Origin of the sequence: Kitasatospora sp. NPDC048407 (genome assembly GCF_043200475.1) — a bacterium.
Lineage (GTDB): Bacteria > Actinomycetota > Actinomycetes > Streptomycetales > Streptomycetaceae > Kitasatospora.
The window spans coordinates 285,443-299,548 of sequence record NZ_JBICXW010000002.1 but is presented as its reverse complement, the minus strand read 5'-3'; the positions used below and the strand labels follow the sequence as shown (position 1 = coordinate 299,548).

At 72.0% G+C, this 14,106-nt stretch carries 11 protein-coding genes and 1 pseudogene; 7 read left to right on the top strand and 5 right to left on the bottom strand.

Features of this window, described 5'->3' with window-relative positions:
* Positions 1-32: 32 nt before the first annotated feature.
* Together ACGFWJ_RS06700 and ACGFWJ_RS06695 are read left to right on the top strand one after the other, a co-directional pair.
* On the top strand, positions 33-473 hold the full coding sequence (locus ACGFWJ_RS06700; protein ID WP_392945953.1) for an SRPBCC family protein: 441 nt from the start codon (positions 33-35) through the stop codon (positions 471-473).
* A gap of 66 nt (positions 474-539) precedes the next feature.
* Entirely contained in the window at positions 540-1,901 is a 1,362-nt protein-coding gene (locus ACGFWJ_RS06695; RefSeq protein ID WP_392945951.1) for a carotenoid oxygenase family protein, read from the top strand.
* 141 nt (positions 1,902-2,042) lie between these two features.
* Here ACGFWJ_RS06695 and ACGFWJ_RS06690 read toward each other — a convergent pair.
* Positions 2,043-2,710 (bottom strand): annotated as a pseudogene (locus ACGFWJ_RS06690) (glycosyltransferase).
* Here ACGFWJ_RS06690 and ACGFWJ_RS06685 point away from each other — a divergent pair.
* Complete coding sequence (locus ACGFWJ_RS06685) at positions 2,667-3,248, top strand: thiamine pyrophosphate-dependent enzyme (RefSeq protein ID WP_392945949.1); 582 nt, start codon at positions 2,667-2,669, stop codon at positions 3,246-3,248. The pseudogene ACGFWJ_RS06690 and the gene ACGFWJ_RS06685 sit on opposite strands and share 44 nt — an antisense overlap.
* Positions 3,170-3,454, top strand: coding sequence for a nuclear transport factor 2 family protein (locus ACGFWJ_RS06680; protein WP_392945947.1), 285 nt, complete (start codon positions 3,170-3,172; stop codon positions 3,452-3,454). The genes ACGFWJ_RS06685 and ACGFWJ_RS06680 overlap by 79 nt, the downstream gene beginning before the upstream one ends.
* Positions 3,455-3,802: 348 nt before the next feature.
* Here ACGFWJ_RS06680 and ACGFWJ_RS06675 read toward each other — a convergent pair whose 3' ends face one another.
* Positions 3,803-4,489 carry an alpha/beta fold hydrolase gene (locus tag ACGFWJ_RS06675; protein WP_392945945.1) on the bottom strand — a complete coding sequence of 229 codons (687 nt, stop codon included), beginning with the start codon at positions 4,487-4,489 and terminating at the stop codon, positions 3,803-3,805.
* A gap of 754 nt (positions 4,490-5,243) precedes the next feature.
* Between ACGFWJ_RS06675 and ACGFWJ_RS06670 the strand changes: the two genes are divergently transcribed.
* The gene (locus tag ACGFWJ_RS06670; RefSeq protein WP_392945943.1) at positions 5,244-6,074 is read left to right on the top strand and encodes an SDR family NAD(P)-dependent oxidoreductase; all 831 of its coding nucleotides are present in this window, start codon (positions 5,244-5,246) and stop codon (positions 6,072-6,074) included.
* 279 nt (positions 6,075-6,353) lie between these two features.
* Here the strand turns inward: ACGFWJ_RS06670 and ACGFWJ_RS06665 are convergent, their stop codons facing one another.
* Positions 6,354-9,944: a hydantoinase B/oxoprolinase family protein gene (locus ACGFWJ_RS06665; RefSeq protein WP_392945941.1), complete on the bottom strand. Its 3,591-nt coding sequence runs from the start codon at positions 9,942-9,944 to the stop codon at positions 6,354-6,356.
* Positions 9,945-10,089: 145 nt separating this feature from the next.
* On the opposite strand from ACGFWJ_RS06665, the gene ACGFWJ_RS06660 reads away from it, so the two are divergent.
* Positions 10,090-11,304 carry an NAD(P) transhydrogenase subunit alpha gene (locus tag ACGFWJ_RS06660; protein WP_392945939.1) on the top strand — a complete coding sequence of 405 codons (1,215 nt, stop codon included), beginning with the start codon at positions 10,090-10,092 and terminating at the stop codon, positions 11,302-11,304.
* Here ACGFWJ_RS06660 and ACGFWJ_RS06655 read toward each other — a convergent pair.
* Positions 11,301-11,933 carry a hypothetical protein gene (locus tag ACGFWJ_RS06655; RefSeq protein ID WP_392945937.1) on the bottom strand — a complete coding sequence of 211 codons (633 nt, stop codon included), beginning with the start codon at positions 11,931-11,933 and terminating at the stop codon, positions 11,301-11,303. The genes ACGFWJ_RS06660 and ACGFWJ_RS06655 overlap by 4 nt on opposite strands.
* A 286-nt stretch (positions 11,934-12,219) precedes the next feature.
* Between ACGFWJ_RS06655 and ACGFWJ_RS06650 the strand changes: the two genes are divergently transcribed.
* On the top strand, positions 12,220-12,804 hold the full coding sequence (locus ACGFWJ_RS06650; protein ID WP_392945935.1) for a flavodoxin domain-containing protein: 585 nt from the start codon (positions 12,220-12,222) through the stop codon (positions 12,802-12,804).
* A gap of 126 nt (positions 12,805-12,930) precedes the next feature.
* Here the strand turns inward: ACGFWJ_RS06650 and ACGFWJ_RS06645 are convergent, their stop codons facing one another.
* Entirely contained in the window at positions 12,931-13,914 is a 984-nt protein-coding gene (locus ACGFWJ_RS06645; protein WP_392945933.1) for a CapA family protein, read from the bottom strand.
* Positions 13,915-14,106: the final 192 nt, after the last annotated feature.

Here is a 14,106-nt window from a genome sequence, read left to right as displayed (position 1 = left end):
CATCACCGGATCACCCGAGAGGAACCACCGCCATGTTCACCATCGACGAGACCGCCCCCGTCATCGTCCGCCTGTCCACCGTGATCGACGCTCCGATCGAGACGGTCTGGGCCCTGCACACCGACATCGACGCCTGGGCCGACTGGAACGCGGACGTCGACCGGGCCGAGCTCGACGGCCCGCTGCGGCCCGGCAGCTCCTTCCGCTGGAAGACCCACGGCCTGGACATCACCTCCACCGTCCGAGAGATCGTCCCCGGCGAGCGGCTGGTGTGGGGCGGCCCCGCCAACGGCATCGACGGCGTCCACGTGTGGACCTTCGAGCAGACCGGCGGCCAGGTCACCGTCCGCACCGAGGAGTCCTGGAGCGGCGCCCCCGTCGACGCCGCCGCCGAGGAGCTCGGCCGAGCGCTGGAGCACTCCCTGACCACCTGGCTGGCGAGTCTCAAGGCCCGTGCCGAGCAGCAGCGCTGACCCCACCCCGACCGCCGATCCGGCTTCCGCAGCTCACCGTTCCAACCGACCAGAGAGGTCCCCGCCATGTCCAGCAAGCCGTACCTGACCGGCCACTACACCCCCGTCGCCGACGAGGTCACCGCCGTCGGCCTGACCGTCGAGGGCAACCTGCCCCTGGAGCTGACCGGCCGGCTGATCCGCAACAGCCACAACCCCAAGCCCGGCGTCACCCCCACTCACTGGTTCAAGGGCAGCGGCATGGTCCACGGCATCCGCCTGCGCGACGGCGAGGCCGAGTGGTACCGCAACCGCTGGGTGCACACCCCGGCCCTGGAGGGCGCCCCCTATCTGACCGACCACGGCCCCGACCTGACCGCCAGCACCGCCGGCACCCATGTCATCGAGCACGCCGGACGCCTGCTCGCCCTGTGCGAGGCCAACTTCCCCTTCGAGCTCACCCCGGAGCTGGAGACGGTCGGCGCCTACGACTTCGACGGCAAGCTGCGCAGCGCCATGACCGCCCACCCGAAGACCGACCCGGTCACCGGCGAGCTGCACTTCTTCGGCTCCTCCCCGTTCCCGCCCTACCTGATGTACTACGTCGCCGACGCCAAGGGCCGGGTCACGCACGGCTTCGAGGTGCCGGGCGCCACCGCCTCCCTCAAGCACGATTTCGCGATCACCCGCAACCACGTCGTCTTCGTCGAGGGCACCGTCACCTTCGCCCCGAACGAGCACTCCGGCATCCCCTACGGCTGGAACGACGACCAGCCCGCCCGGATCGGAGTCATGCCGCGCGGCCCTCAGGGCGCCGGAAAGATCCGCTGGTTCGCCATCGAGCCGGGCAACATGCTGCACGCCGCCAACGCCTACGAGGACGCCCGGGGCCGCATCGTCCTGGAAGGGCCGACCGTGGACCGCGAGGGCTTCCAGCTCTCCTGGAACTGGTGGGTCGGCGCGCCGGGGCGCGGCACCGAGCCCAACACCCGCTCCTACACCCGGCGTTGGGTCGTCGACCTGACCGCCGGCCGCGTCGACGAGCATGTCGTCGACGACCTCGCGGTCGAGTTCCCCACCCTCAACGAGGACTTCCTCGGCACCGAGCACCGCTACCAGTACGCGGTCTCCTTCCCCGACCAGAAGGGCTTCGGCGGCTACGGCATCGTCAAGTACGACCGCACCACCGGCAGCCGCCTGATCCACCAGGCCGGCGACGCCCGGCTGCCCAGCGAGGCCGTCTTCGTCCCCGCCGCGGGCGCCACCCGCGAGGACGACGGCTACCTCCTCACCGTCGTCTCCGACCTCAAGCAGGACGCCTCCCAGCTCCTGGTCCTGGACGCCTCCGGCCTCGACCGGATCGCCACCGTCCACCTCCCGCGCCGCGTCACCGGCGGCATCCACGGCTCCTGGATCCCCGACACCGACCTCGACGCCCCCCGCGGCTGAACCACCGCAACGCCCCGGGGAACGCGGAGCGGGCCGACGTTGTCATGGCGGCCAGAGTGTGGCTCAACCCCATTGCGGACGCCTCCCGGCGAGACGGTGGTCCGGTTCTGCCGGACCACCGCGCTGGTTCGGGCCGAGTTTCTACTTGGTGGCGATGACGTAGACGCCGGCCCAGCTGGCCCACTCGCGCTTGGGGTTGGCGAGTGAGGTGTCGAAGGTCCAGGGCTCCACGGTGGTGAAGCCGGCCTCGGTGAACAGCTGGGCCGGCTTCTCGAGGTTGTAGGCCCAGAGGCGTGGCGTGTAGCCGGGGTCGTCGTCCTGGTCGCGGAAGACGTGGTTGATCAGGCCGAGGTAGGTGTTGATGTAGTCGCGACAGCTGCGCTAGGAGTGCCAGCGCTCGATCATCTCGTCGGCGGCGACCGGGGCGGCCGGATAGCGGCCGAGCACGTGGGCGGCGTCCGGTACTCCCGTGATGACCTGCCCGCCCGAGGCAAGCACCCGGAAGCTCTCGCGGGCGAAGCCCTTGGCGGAGCGCGGGTGGTCGATGTACACCGGGGGAAGAAGCCGGCCAACTGGTGGCTGCCGCCGCCGATCTGCACCTTCGTCGGCTGGGTCTCGAGGCCGTCGGGGAAGGCGCGCTGGGTGGCCCGGTGATAGCGGTTCAGCTCGACTTCCTTGGCGGCGGCGCGCAGAGTGCGGGCCGGGCCGTGGCCAATGGTCGGGCTTTGGGCCGGCGCCGCCGTGATCTGCTCGCCGAGCAGGTCGATGGGCGGAATACCCGGCCGGGTCCGCCCGCCGGACGCCGTCATCGTCATCGTCATCGTCAACGAGTCGACCTCGACCATGGCGGAACAGCTCGAGTGGCTGCCCACCACCCGCCCCGGCTCGTTCTTCGCCACGGCCAGCGGGGACATCGGCTGGGCCGTCCCGGCGGGGGTCGGCGTGGCGCTGGCCGACCGGGAGCGCGGGGTGCGGCGCCCGGTGGTCGGCCTGATCGGCGACGGCTCCTTCCGGTACTCCGTCCAGGCGCTCTACACCGCGGCCCGGCACCGCCTCCCGATCGTCTACGTGGTCATGCGCAACCACGAGTACGCGATCCTCAAGTCCTTCGCCCGGCTGGAGGACACCCCGGGCGCCCCCGGACTGGACCTGCCGCACCTGGACATCGCCTCCCTCGCCCGCGGCTTCGGCTGCCGCGCCGTCGACGTGCGGTCGTCGCAGGCGAGAGCTACCGCGGCGAACACCTCGGCGACCAGGTCGTCGCCTTCATGGGTGCCCTGGCACCCGACATCCACCGCGAACTGCACCGGCTCCACGTCATGGGCGACGTGGTCGCCGTCGAGCTGACGACCGAGGGCACCGTCACCGGCCCCTTCGAGACACCCCCCGGCACCGTCCACGCAGCCGGTGCCCGACTCAGCATCCCCACCGCCGACTTCTGGTACGTGGAAGGCGGGAAGGTCAAGGAGTTCAACTGCTACGTCGGAGTCAGCGTCATGCTCGCCCAACTCGGCGTGCACCCCGACTTCGCCTCCGCCGTCACAGCCCCCTGACCACCCCCTGACGGAACAGGAAGTGCCCGACTGCCGCGCTGCCGAGCACCTCCGGCTCCCGCCGATGACCGCCCTCACACGATCGCCGTCGCGGGCGGCCACCGACACGAATGCCCTCCCGAGGCGTGGGATCACCCGCCATCACGGCCTCGGAGCCACCTCCAAGCCGCCCGCCGGACCGCTCCACTCCAACCTTGCGGAAGGGGCGGCGACGGGGTTTGGGTGGCGCTGTGAGGAGTCCTGAGCTTCATCCACGGCCTGCTCTTCGCGATCCCGTGGGCTCGACGTGACCTGCCGCGTGCGCCGCCGCCCGGGAACAGCCCCCGGCGGAGTTCGGTCGGCCGACGCCTACGCTTCGAGGGACTTCGCGGCGTCACGGATGACGTCGAGGACGAAGTCCGGGTTCGAGAGCATCGGCACGTGGCTGCTGTCGACGTCGTAGGCCTTGGCGCCCATGCGCTCGGCGGAGGCCCGTTCCAGGTCCGGGTGCACCGTCCGGTCGTTGTTCGCGACGATGCACCAGCTCGGCTTGGTGCGCCAAGCGGTGCCGGGCATCTGCTGGTCGAACAGGTCGGGGACCGGCACGGCGCCCACGGCCCGGACGAGCTTCTGCTCGGCCGGCGGCAGATCGCCGCAGAAGTCGCCGGTGCCCGACTCCTTGAGCCAGATCCGGCCGTGGGAGACGTCGATGTGATCGAACACGGGCGTACGGGGGAACTTGTTCTGCTGCTCCTGCGAGGTCTCGTCCTCGTCCGGGCTCAGCGCGGCGATGTAGACCAGCGCGCCCACCCGGTCGTGAACTCCGGCCTTGGTGATCAGAGTCCCGCCGTACGAGTGGCCGACGAGCACGACCGGACCGGGCACGTACTCGATGGAGCGGGTGACGCACGCGACGTCGCTTTCGAGCGAGTCGAGGCCGTGCTGCGAACTGGAAACCGCGTGCCCCTCGGCCTGGAGCGCGGGGATGAGCTTGTTGAAGCACGACCCGTCGGCCCAGAGTCCATGGGCGAAAACGATGCTGGCCCTGCTGGCCATGGCGTCCTCATTTCGTCATCGAGCCGTGATCCGGCTGCACCGAGTGATCACGCTATGACTCATCGCAGTCGACCGCGACCGTCGGCCCTTCCCTCCTCCGTCCACGGGTTCGGACTGCCTTGGTCGTCATGGAACCGGGGCCGGCACCGTCTACCCGTCCGCCGACGACCACGCGACCCACGCCGCTCTCACCCCCACCTTCCCTATCGGTCAGACCCCGCCCGCCGTCGCGTTGCTGCAGTCGCTGACCGCCTATGACGCCGACGGCTTCCTCATCGACAACCCCGCCGGCATCTACTCGATCGGCCAGCACACCACCCCGCCACGGACCTCGACACCGGCGAACACCCTCCTGCTCATCCAGGCCCAGGACCCGGGAGCCCCCGCTCAACCGGACCAACTGGCTGCCCCTCGCCGCCGACGGCGCCTTCACCCTCACCCTGCGCCTGTACGTCCCACGTCCCCGAGTCGAGGAGAACGCGCGGGTGGTGCCGAAACCCCTCCGGATTCACATCCGACCCGCAGCTGTTCGGTAGCCCACCGTGAACACCACGGCCCTTCCTGATGCAGGTCCGCCGGGGTTCCGGTCTGATACGGACATACCGGGTCAGGGCACCCGCGCACGCACGCCCAGAGAGGCTCCAGACGTGACAACCTCGACCGCCGTCGTCCTCGTTCACGGACGCCGACCGCACAGCAGCTTGGCAGACACCGCGTTCAGCGGGCCGACACGACCGACCGTGGAGACCTTGCGGTGACCCCTTCCACACCGTCGCGATGGGCGAGGCCCGGTGACGACGACGGTCTGGCCGGCCAGAGCGTCGTCGTCACCGGGGCCGGGCGCGGCATCGGGCTGGCGATCACCGAGGCGTTCCTCGCAGCGGGATGCCACGTCGTCGCGGGGTCACGAACACGCACCGAGGCCCTCGACGCGCACGTGAAGCAGGGCTCGAACCTCACCGTCGTGGAAGTCGATCTCGCGACACCGGGCGGTCCGGCCGGGCTGATCGCCGAGGCCGCCCGGCTCCGTGGCGGCATCGACGTGCTGGTGAACAACGTCGGAGCGGTGCGCCCGAGGGTCGACGGCTTCCTGAGCGTGACCGACGAGGACTGGGACTGGGCCCTGAGCGTCAACCTCCTGACCGCCGTCCGCACCACCCGGGCCGCCCTGCCGCACCTGCTCGCCTCCGGCGCGGGACGCATCGTCACCGTCTCCTCGGTCAACGCCCGGCTGCCGGACCCCCTGGTCATCGACTACGGCGCCGCCAAGGCCGCACTGACCAACTTCTGCAAGGCCCTGTCCAAGGAGGTGGGACCACACGGGGTACGGGTGAACACGATCGGCCCCGGCCCGGTGGAGACCGCGCTGTGGCAGGGCACTGATGGCGTTGCCGCCACGGTCGGACGGTCCCGTGGTACCGGCCCCGACGACGTGGCCCGCGCTGCCGCGGCCCAGTCCGCGACCGGCCGCTTCACCCGCCCGGCGGAGGTCGCGGACCTCGTCCTGTTCCTCGCCGGTCCCGGTGCCGCGAACATCACGGGCGCCGACTTCGTCATCGACGGCGGGCTCGTGGACTCCCTGTGAGGGGTGTCGGGGTTCCGGTCGGGCAAGCTTGTCACCTGGTGCCTCGCCAGCTCCGGCCGAGGTGACTGCCCCGAGCGACACGGACTGAACTAGGTGTTCTGTCCTGTGAGGTTGGGGACGCGGGCGGGTGGTTTGCCTGCGAGTGCGGTGTGTCCGCGGTGGTGATTGTACGACATGGTGTGGCTCCCGCCCCGGTCGCGGTTCGTCCGTGCGAACGCCTCTCCCTCAAGGCGCCAACCGGCCGCAGCCCTTCCGGGAAGTGTCCAAGCCCGTGCGGCGTCATCGGTGTCGCGGTGGCTCCGGCTCGCCGTATCCGCCGCCGCCCGGGGTCTCGACCTCTAGGACGTCGTCCGGTTCGACGTGCACGGTCTCGAAGCCGGCCAGTGGCTCGACCGTGCCGTCCCGGCGCAGCAGGCGGTTGGCGCCGAGTGCGCCGGGTGCGCCGCCGGCCATGCCGTACGGGGGGACGCGGCGGTGCCCGGACAGGATGCTGACCGTCATCGGCTCGCGGAAGCGGATTCGTCGTACCACGCCGTCACCGCCGCGTCGGCGGCCTGCTCCGCCGCTGCCGGACCGTACGGCGAACTCGTCGAGGAGGACGGGCAGGCGCCACTCCAGGACCTCGGGGTCGGTCAGCCGCGAGTTGGTCATGTGGGTCTGGACGGCGGCGGCGCCGTCGAAGTCGGGGCCCGCGCCGGAGCCGGAGGCGATGGTTTCGTAGTACTGGTGGCGGTCGTTGCCGAGGGTGAGGTTGTTCATCGTGCCGGACCCTTCGGCCTGGAGGCCGAGGGCGGCGTAGAGCGCGCCGGTGACGGCCTGTGAGGTCTCGACGTTGCCGGCGGCGACGGCCGCCGGTGGGTGTGGGGCGAGCATCGAGCCGGGTGGGACGACGATCCGCAGCGGGCGCAGGCAGCCGTCGTTGAGCGGGATGTCGTCGGCCACCAGGGTGCGGAAGACGTACAGCACCGCGGCGTTCACCACGGCGGACGGCGCGTTGAGGTTGCTGTCGAGCTGGGCGGAGGTGCCGGTGAAGTCGACGGTGGCGGTGCGCCGGCGGCGGTCCACCCGGATCTGTACCGCGATCACCGCGCCGCTGTCGGTCTCGTACCGGTAGGAGCCGTCGGCGAGTTCGCCGATCGCCTCGCGTACCGCCCGTTCGGCGTTGTCCTGCACGTGCCGCATGTAGGCCTGGACCACATCGAGCCCGAACTGTTCGATCATCGCGTTGACTTCGTCGACTCCCTTGCGATTGGCGGCGATCTGGGCCCGCAGGTCGGCGAGGTTGGTGGCCGGGTCGCGCGAGGGATGGGGCGCGTCGGTGAGCAGGCGCAGCGTCTCGGCCTCGCGGAGCCTGCCGTCGGCCACCAGCAGCCAGTTGTCGAAGAGCACGCCTTCCTGTTCGATCTCCCGGCTGGTCGCCGGCATCGAGCCGGGGGTGATTCCGCCGATCTCGGCGTGGTGGCCGCGGGAGGCGACGAAGAACAGGATGTCGCGGCCGGCCGGGTCGAAGACCGGGGTGATGACGGTGATGTCGGGCAGGTGGGTGCCGCCGTGGTACGGGTCGTTGACGGCGTAGGAGTCGCCCGGCCGCATCTTCGGTCCGCGGCGGCGGAGCACTTCCTTGACGGTGGTGCCCATCGAGCCCAGGTGTACCGGGATGTGCGGGGCGTTGGCGACCAGGTTGCCTTCCGGGTCGAACAGTGCGCAGGAGAAGTCCAGCCGCTCCTTGATGTTGACGGACTGGGCGGTCGACTCCAGCCGGGCTCCCATCTGCTGCGCGATCGCCATGAAGAGGTTGTTGAACACCTCGAGCAGCACCGGGTCTGCCTCGGCGGTGACCGTGGGCCCGGCCCGGTCGGCGATCCGCTCGATCTTCAGGTGGCCGGCGGGAGTGACGGTGGCGCGCCAGCCGTCGTCCACCACCGTGGTGGCACCGGCCTCGGCGATCACGGCCGGCCCGGTGACGGTGTCGGCCGGGCGCATCCACTCGCGTTGCAGCAGCGGCACCTCGCACCACTGGCCGCCGGTGGCCATCCGGACGGTGGGGAGCACGGCAGGTCCGTTCCGGTGGACCTGCGGCGCGCCCAGGTCCGGCTGCTCGGTGAGGCCGGTGGCCTCCACCGCGAGGGCTTCGACGACGATCGGACGGTCCATCAGGAAGGAATAGGTGGATCGGTGTCGCTTCTCGAACTCCCTTTCCATGTTGTCGAGTTCACCGAGCGCGACGTCCAGTGTCGTGTCCGTGCCGCGGTACCGCAGCCGGGCCCGGTGTGCCAGCCTGATCCGGTCCGGCGCGATCCCCTGCTCCCGCAGCTCGGACGTGGCACCTGCCGCCAGTTCCTCGGACAGTGCGCGCAGGTCCGCCATGACCTCGGGCTCCAACAGGCGTTCGACGGCGTGCTCGCGCAGCACGGTGGTGTCGGCCAGGCCGATGCCGAGCGCGGAGAGCACCCCGGCCATCGGCGGGACCAGCACCGTGCGGATGCCGAGCGCCTCGGCGACCGCACAGGCGTGCTGGCCGCCGGCGCCGCCGAAGGTTGTCAGCGCGTACCTGGTGACGTCGTGGCCCTGCTGCACCGAGATCCGTTTGATCGCGTTGGCGATGTTGCCGACCGCGATCCGCAGGAAGCCTTCCGCGGCCTGCTCCGGCGAGCAGCCCGTCCCCGAGTCCGCGGCGATCCGGCCGGCCAGAACGGTGAATTGACGGCGGACCAGGTCGAGATCGGGCGGTTGGTCGCCGTCCGGCCCGAGGACGCGTGGGAAGTGCTCGGCTTGGATCCGGCCGAGCAGCAGGTTGGCGTCGGTGACGGTGAGCGGCCCGCCCTGCCGGTAACAGGCCGGCCCGGGGTCGGCGCCGGCCGAGTCCGGGCCGACCCGGAGCCGCCCGCCTCCGAAGCGCAGCACCGAGCCGCCGCCGGCCGCCACCGTACGGATCGCCAGCATCGGCGCCCGCAGCCGCACCCCGGCGACCTCGGTGGTCACCACCCGCTCGAACTCGCCCGCGTAGTGCGACACATCGGTGGAGGTGCCGCCCATGTCGAAGCCGATCACCCGCTCGAATCCGGCCAGTCGGGACATCCGCACCATGCCGACAATGCCACCGGCCGGGCCGGACAGGATCGCGTCCTTGCCGCGAAAGTGACCCGCTGCGGCGAGACCGCCGTTGGACTGCATGAACATCACCGGCACACCGCTCAACTCCCCTTCCACCTGCCGGACATAGCGCCGCAGGCCGGGCGAGAGGTAGGCGTCGGCCACGGCCGTGTCGCCGCGCGGCACCAACCTCATCAGCGGACTCGCCTCGCTCGAGAGCGACACCTGACCGAAACCGAGCCGCTCGGCAAGCCGGCCGATCTCCTGCTCGTGCGCGGGGTGCAGGTAGCTGTGCAGGCAGAGCACCGCGAGCGCGCCGATGCCGTCCCTCCGGCACTGGCGCAGCTCGCCTTCGAGCCGGTCCAGGTCGGGCCGGCGCAGGACCGTTCCGTCGGCGGTGATCCGCTCGTCCACCTCGATCACCCGGGTGTACAGCGGCTCGGGCAGAGTGATCTCCCGGGCGAAGATCTGCGGTCGGTTCTGGTAGCCGATCCGCAGCGCATCCGCGAAGCCCCTGGTCACCACCAGGGCGGTCGGTTCGCCCGCCCGCTCCAGCAGGGCGTTGGTGGCCACCGTGGTGCCCATCCGCACGGAGTCGATCCGCCCGTCGCCCGACGGGAGCAGGGCGCGGATGCCGGCGACGGCCGCGTCGCGGTAGCGGGCCGGGTCGTGCGAGAGCAGCTTACGGGTCAGCAGCCGGCCGTCGGGGGCCAGCGCGACCACGTCCGTGAAGGTGCCGCCGCGGTCCACCCAGAACTGCCAGCCCCGGCCGGGCATTTCGGCCCCTTCCGCCGCTTCGGGACGCCGGTTCGGCGGGCCACGCCCGACGACGCCCCTCGTCGAGTATCCGCCCGGAGGAGCCGGGGTCGCAATCAAGGACATACTGGACATACGGCCAGTCCCGGAGGGCGGTGAGACGCACATGGAGACCGGAGCACCCCGAACCGTCCTCGGCGTTTTCCGGGAGACCGTGCCGGGCGAACGGCGGGTGGCCCTGGTGCCCGACGTGGTTACCGCCGTCGGACGGCTCGGGCTGACGGTCCTGGTCGAGCCCGGCGTCGGCGCCCAGGCCTGGCTGCACGACGACGCGTACCTCGCGGCCGGAGCCGAACTCGCCGGACACACCGAGCTGTTGCACCGCGCCGACGCGCTCATCGGAGTGCATCCGCCGGCCCTCGACCGACTGCCCGACCTGCGCCCCGGGCGCCTGCTGATCGCCCTGCTGCGCCCCACCGCGATCCCCCGCCAGGTGGGGCAGTGGGCCGACCGCGGGGTCACCGCGATCGGCCTCGACCTGGCGGACGCCCGGCTGCCCGCGGCCCGTCCGATGGACGCCACGACGTCCCAGGCGCGGATCGCCGGCTACCGGGCGGTCCTGCTGGCGGCCGAACGGCTCGGCCGGTGCCTACCGCCGTGGGGCGCCGGGGGCACGGCGTTCGAACCGGTGCGGACGCTGGTGATCGGCGCCGGGCCCGACGGACTCCAGGCCGTCGACACCGCCCGCCGCCTCGGTGCCCGCGTACAGGTCGCCGAACTGCGCCGCGTCGAGCGGGCGCAGGCCGTCGCGCTCGGCGCCGAGCTGCTGGCCCTGCCCGGACTCGATCCGGTGGCCGATGACCTGGAGCTGGCCGAGACGCTGGCGCACCGCCGCTCCGCGCTGAGCGAGGTCCTCGCGGCGGCCGTGCCCCACTACGACCTCGTGGTGACCGCGCTCGACGTGCCCGGCGGGGATCCACCGATGCTGCTGCGCACCGACGCGGTGGCGACGATGCGGCCCGGCTCGGTCCTGGTCGACCTGACGGCCGGGCCCGCGCACGTACCCGCTCCTGCGGACGGCTGGGCGCAGGGCAACCTCGAGTGCGCCCGGCCGGGCGCCACGACCCTGGTCGGTGACGGGGTGATCGTGATCGGCGCCGGCGAGCTCGCCGCCCAGGTCCCCGTGACGGCCTCGCAGGCGTACGCGCACAACGTGCTGGCGCTGCTGACCCACCTGGCCCGTCGCGACGGGCTCCGTGTCGATCCGGCCGATCCGGTGCAGGACCCCATGGTGGTGACTTACCAAGGAACCGTCCGACACGCCGCAACGCGGCGACTGCTCGCTGCCGCAACGGCCGCGGTCGGCCCGCCTCCGCCCTAGCCTCGACCTGCGTGCCGCAACGAGGGGCCGGTGAACAGCAGGGCGCACCGCCCAATCGCACCGGCGTGCTCCGCGCACTGCCGGCAGTGCGCGGACAGCAGTACCAGGTCGGCGACGGTGCGGACGTCGACCGGTGCGTTCGCCGTGAGCAGCCGTTCGAACAACAGACGCTGCCGCAGGGCCGTCTCGGGTACGTCCGACAGCAGGTCCGCGACGCCCTCCGGTGCGGCCTGCTCCAGGACCTCGGCCGCCCTGCGGACCAGGCCGACCGCCGCCTCGGCGATTCCGCGCAGCGGCGTGCGCAGCCGCTCCGGAAACGGCTCGCGATCCTGCCGCGCCCAGGCCAGCTCCAGCAGTCGCTGGGCGAGCACCCCCAGCCACTCCACCTCGCGCCCCACCTGCACGCCGACCACCACGGCCCGCAACCCCGCGGGCACGGCACCCGCGTCCTCCTCGATCCGCCCGCGCAGTTCGGCCAGTGCCTTCTCCGACCGCACCACCGCGCCCGCCGCGCCGACCTCGGCCGTCAGCGCCGCGGTCGCGCCGTCCAGCGCCTCCGCGGCGAGCCGGACCAGAGCGGCCAATTCGCCGACAAGATCCAGCAGTTCACCATCACCGGTATCCGACATCGATCGGCTCCCGTCTCGCGCGGAACATCGGGCCACCCGCTCGGCCACGTCGCGCAGTCCCTCCCACCAGCTTCCTCTCGGCGGCCCTCGGGCGACAGCCGCCACCGGCGGCCGCCACGCTCTGAGTTCAGTCGACCACTCCACGCGGAAGCATCCCGCCGGTCGGTGACTCGCTTCCGATCCGGCGACGAACATGACGAAGCGCCAGCGGGACGGGGCGGCCGAAAGCCGTGCGGTGGACCCAGCCGCGCCAGGGTGCGTATGGTCGCGGCCGGGTGCCCGGCCGATGAGACTGGTGAACGTGAACGCCGCCCCGGGGACCACCGACCGGCACGGCGCTGCCCGTGTGCCCGTCGCGTACGCCGGTGTCCACGGCTCGACCCGGAGCATCGCCGAACGCCTCGCGGCACGCCTGCGGGAGCAGGGGTGCGAGGTCGACGCGGTCGCCGTCGACGCCGCCGCCGATCCGGCCGGATACGACGCGTACGTGGTGGGCAGCGCCGTTCACGACATGGTGTGGCTCCCGCCCGCGTCGCGGTTCGTCCGCGCGAACGCCGGCCTGCTCGCGGGCCGGGATCTCTGGCTGTTCACCGTGGGAATGCCGGATGCGCTGCGGGGCCCGTGGCGGGCGCTGGCCGCCCGCGAGGAGGAGCACGTGGTGGGCGACCTGATCGCCGAACTCCGTCCTCGCGGGCACCGCCTGTTCTCGGGGGTCGTCGAACCTGAGCACCTGACGCGCGCCGGACGCGTGAAGTTCCGGGCGATGGGGCTGCGGTACGGCGACCACCGGGACTGGTCCGCGGTCGACGCCTGGGGGCGGGAGATCGGCCGGAGCCTGTCAGGACATGGCGAACATACCGGTGACACGTAGGGAAATCACCGAGGCGATCACCCCCGTGCTGCCTCCGGTGACGGCCGACTCGTACTCGCGTCCGGTCCCACTGCTCGATACGGAAGCGGTGTGGGCTCTCCTCGACCAGCCTGACCTCCCCGTCACTCATCTCCAGTCGACCGTCAGCCGTTCGGCCCGTCGGCCCACGTGGGTGCCGAGCTCGGCGGAGGCGGTGGTGAACCGGCCGCGGATCCACTCCCACTCGTCGCCGTGGGCGAGGCGGGTGTGGCAGTTGTCGAGGAACAGGGGCAGTGCGTCCAGCCGGACGGGGGTCAGGCGTGCGGGCTCGGGTCCGTCAAAGGTGACCAGGAACAGCAGCCCCAGGTCGTTGCGCAGCGCCGGGTGGACGGCGTAGTCGTCGACGAAGTCGCCCATGTCGTAGATGATCCGGTCGGCTACACCGTGGAAGACGTGGGCGGAGTGCCCTGCCACCAATGTCGCGCCGGCCGCCAGCAGCTGGGGTGCCGCCGCAAGCACGTGCCGCGGCGGTCGGGAAGTCATGTTGGGGCCCCAGTGCGCGGTGACCAGCACGATGTCGGCCTCCCGCGCGGCCCGGGCCACCAGCGCCCGGAGCCAGTCGGGTACGCCCGCATGGAGGTCGGCCCAGGCCACCCCGGGGCGCTGGTCGTCGGCCGCGTAGTCCTCCGGATGGTCGGTGGCGGCAACCACCGCCAGCCGCACCCCGCCCGTCTCCAGCACCGCGAACTGCCGGGCCGCCCGGACGTCCCGGCCCGCTCCCACCGTACGGACACCGGCGCCCTCCAGCAGGACACGGGTATCGGCAAGGGCGTCGAAGCCGTAGTCCAGGGCATGGTTGTTGGCCAGGGACACGCAGTCCACTCCCAGCTCGGCGAGCACCCTCGCCGCTGAGGGAGGCGCCCGGAAGAAAAACGGCTTGCACGGGTCCGGCCAGCGGTGCCCTCGGTCGGAGACGCAGCACTCCAGGTTGAGCACCACGAGATCGGCCTCCGCGAGTGCTTCCCGCACCTCGGCGGCGAACAGCGTCTGCGGCGTCGGCGAGCGCCGCAGTTCCTCGGCGACGCCACGCCCGAGCATCGTGTCACCGGCCAGTGCCACCTTGAGCGCCATTCTCCTGATCCGTTCCCGCTCGCTGTGTTCGGACGTCGGCGTCACCTGGCTGGTCCAGCCCTCGGCTCGGGTGCCGGTACAGGTCCCGGCAACGGGCCGGGGTGAGGGCCCGGTTCCGGCGCGGGCGCAGGGGCTGGCTGCGGATCGGGCCCGGGCTGCGGAGGAGCCGGTGGTACCGGGTCGGGGCCGCCC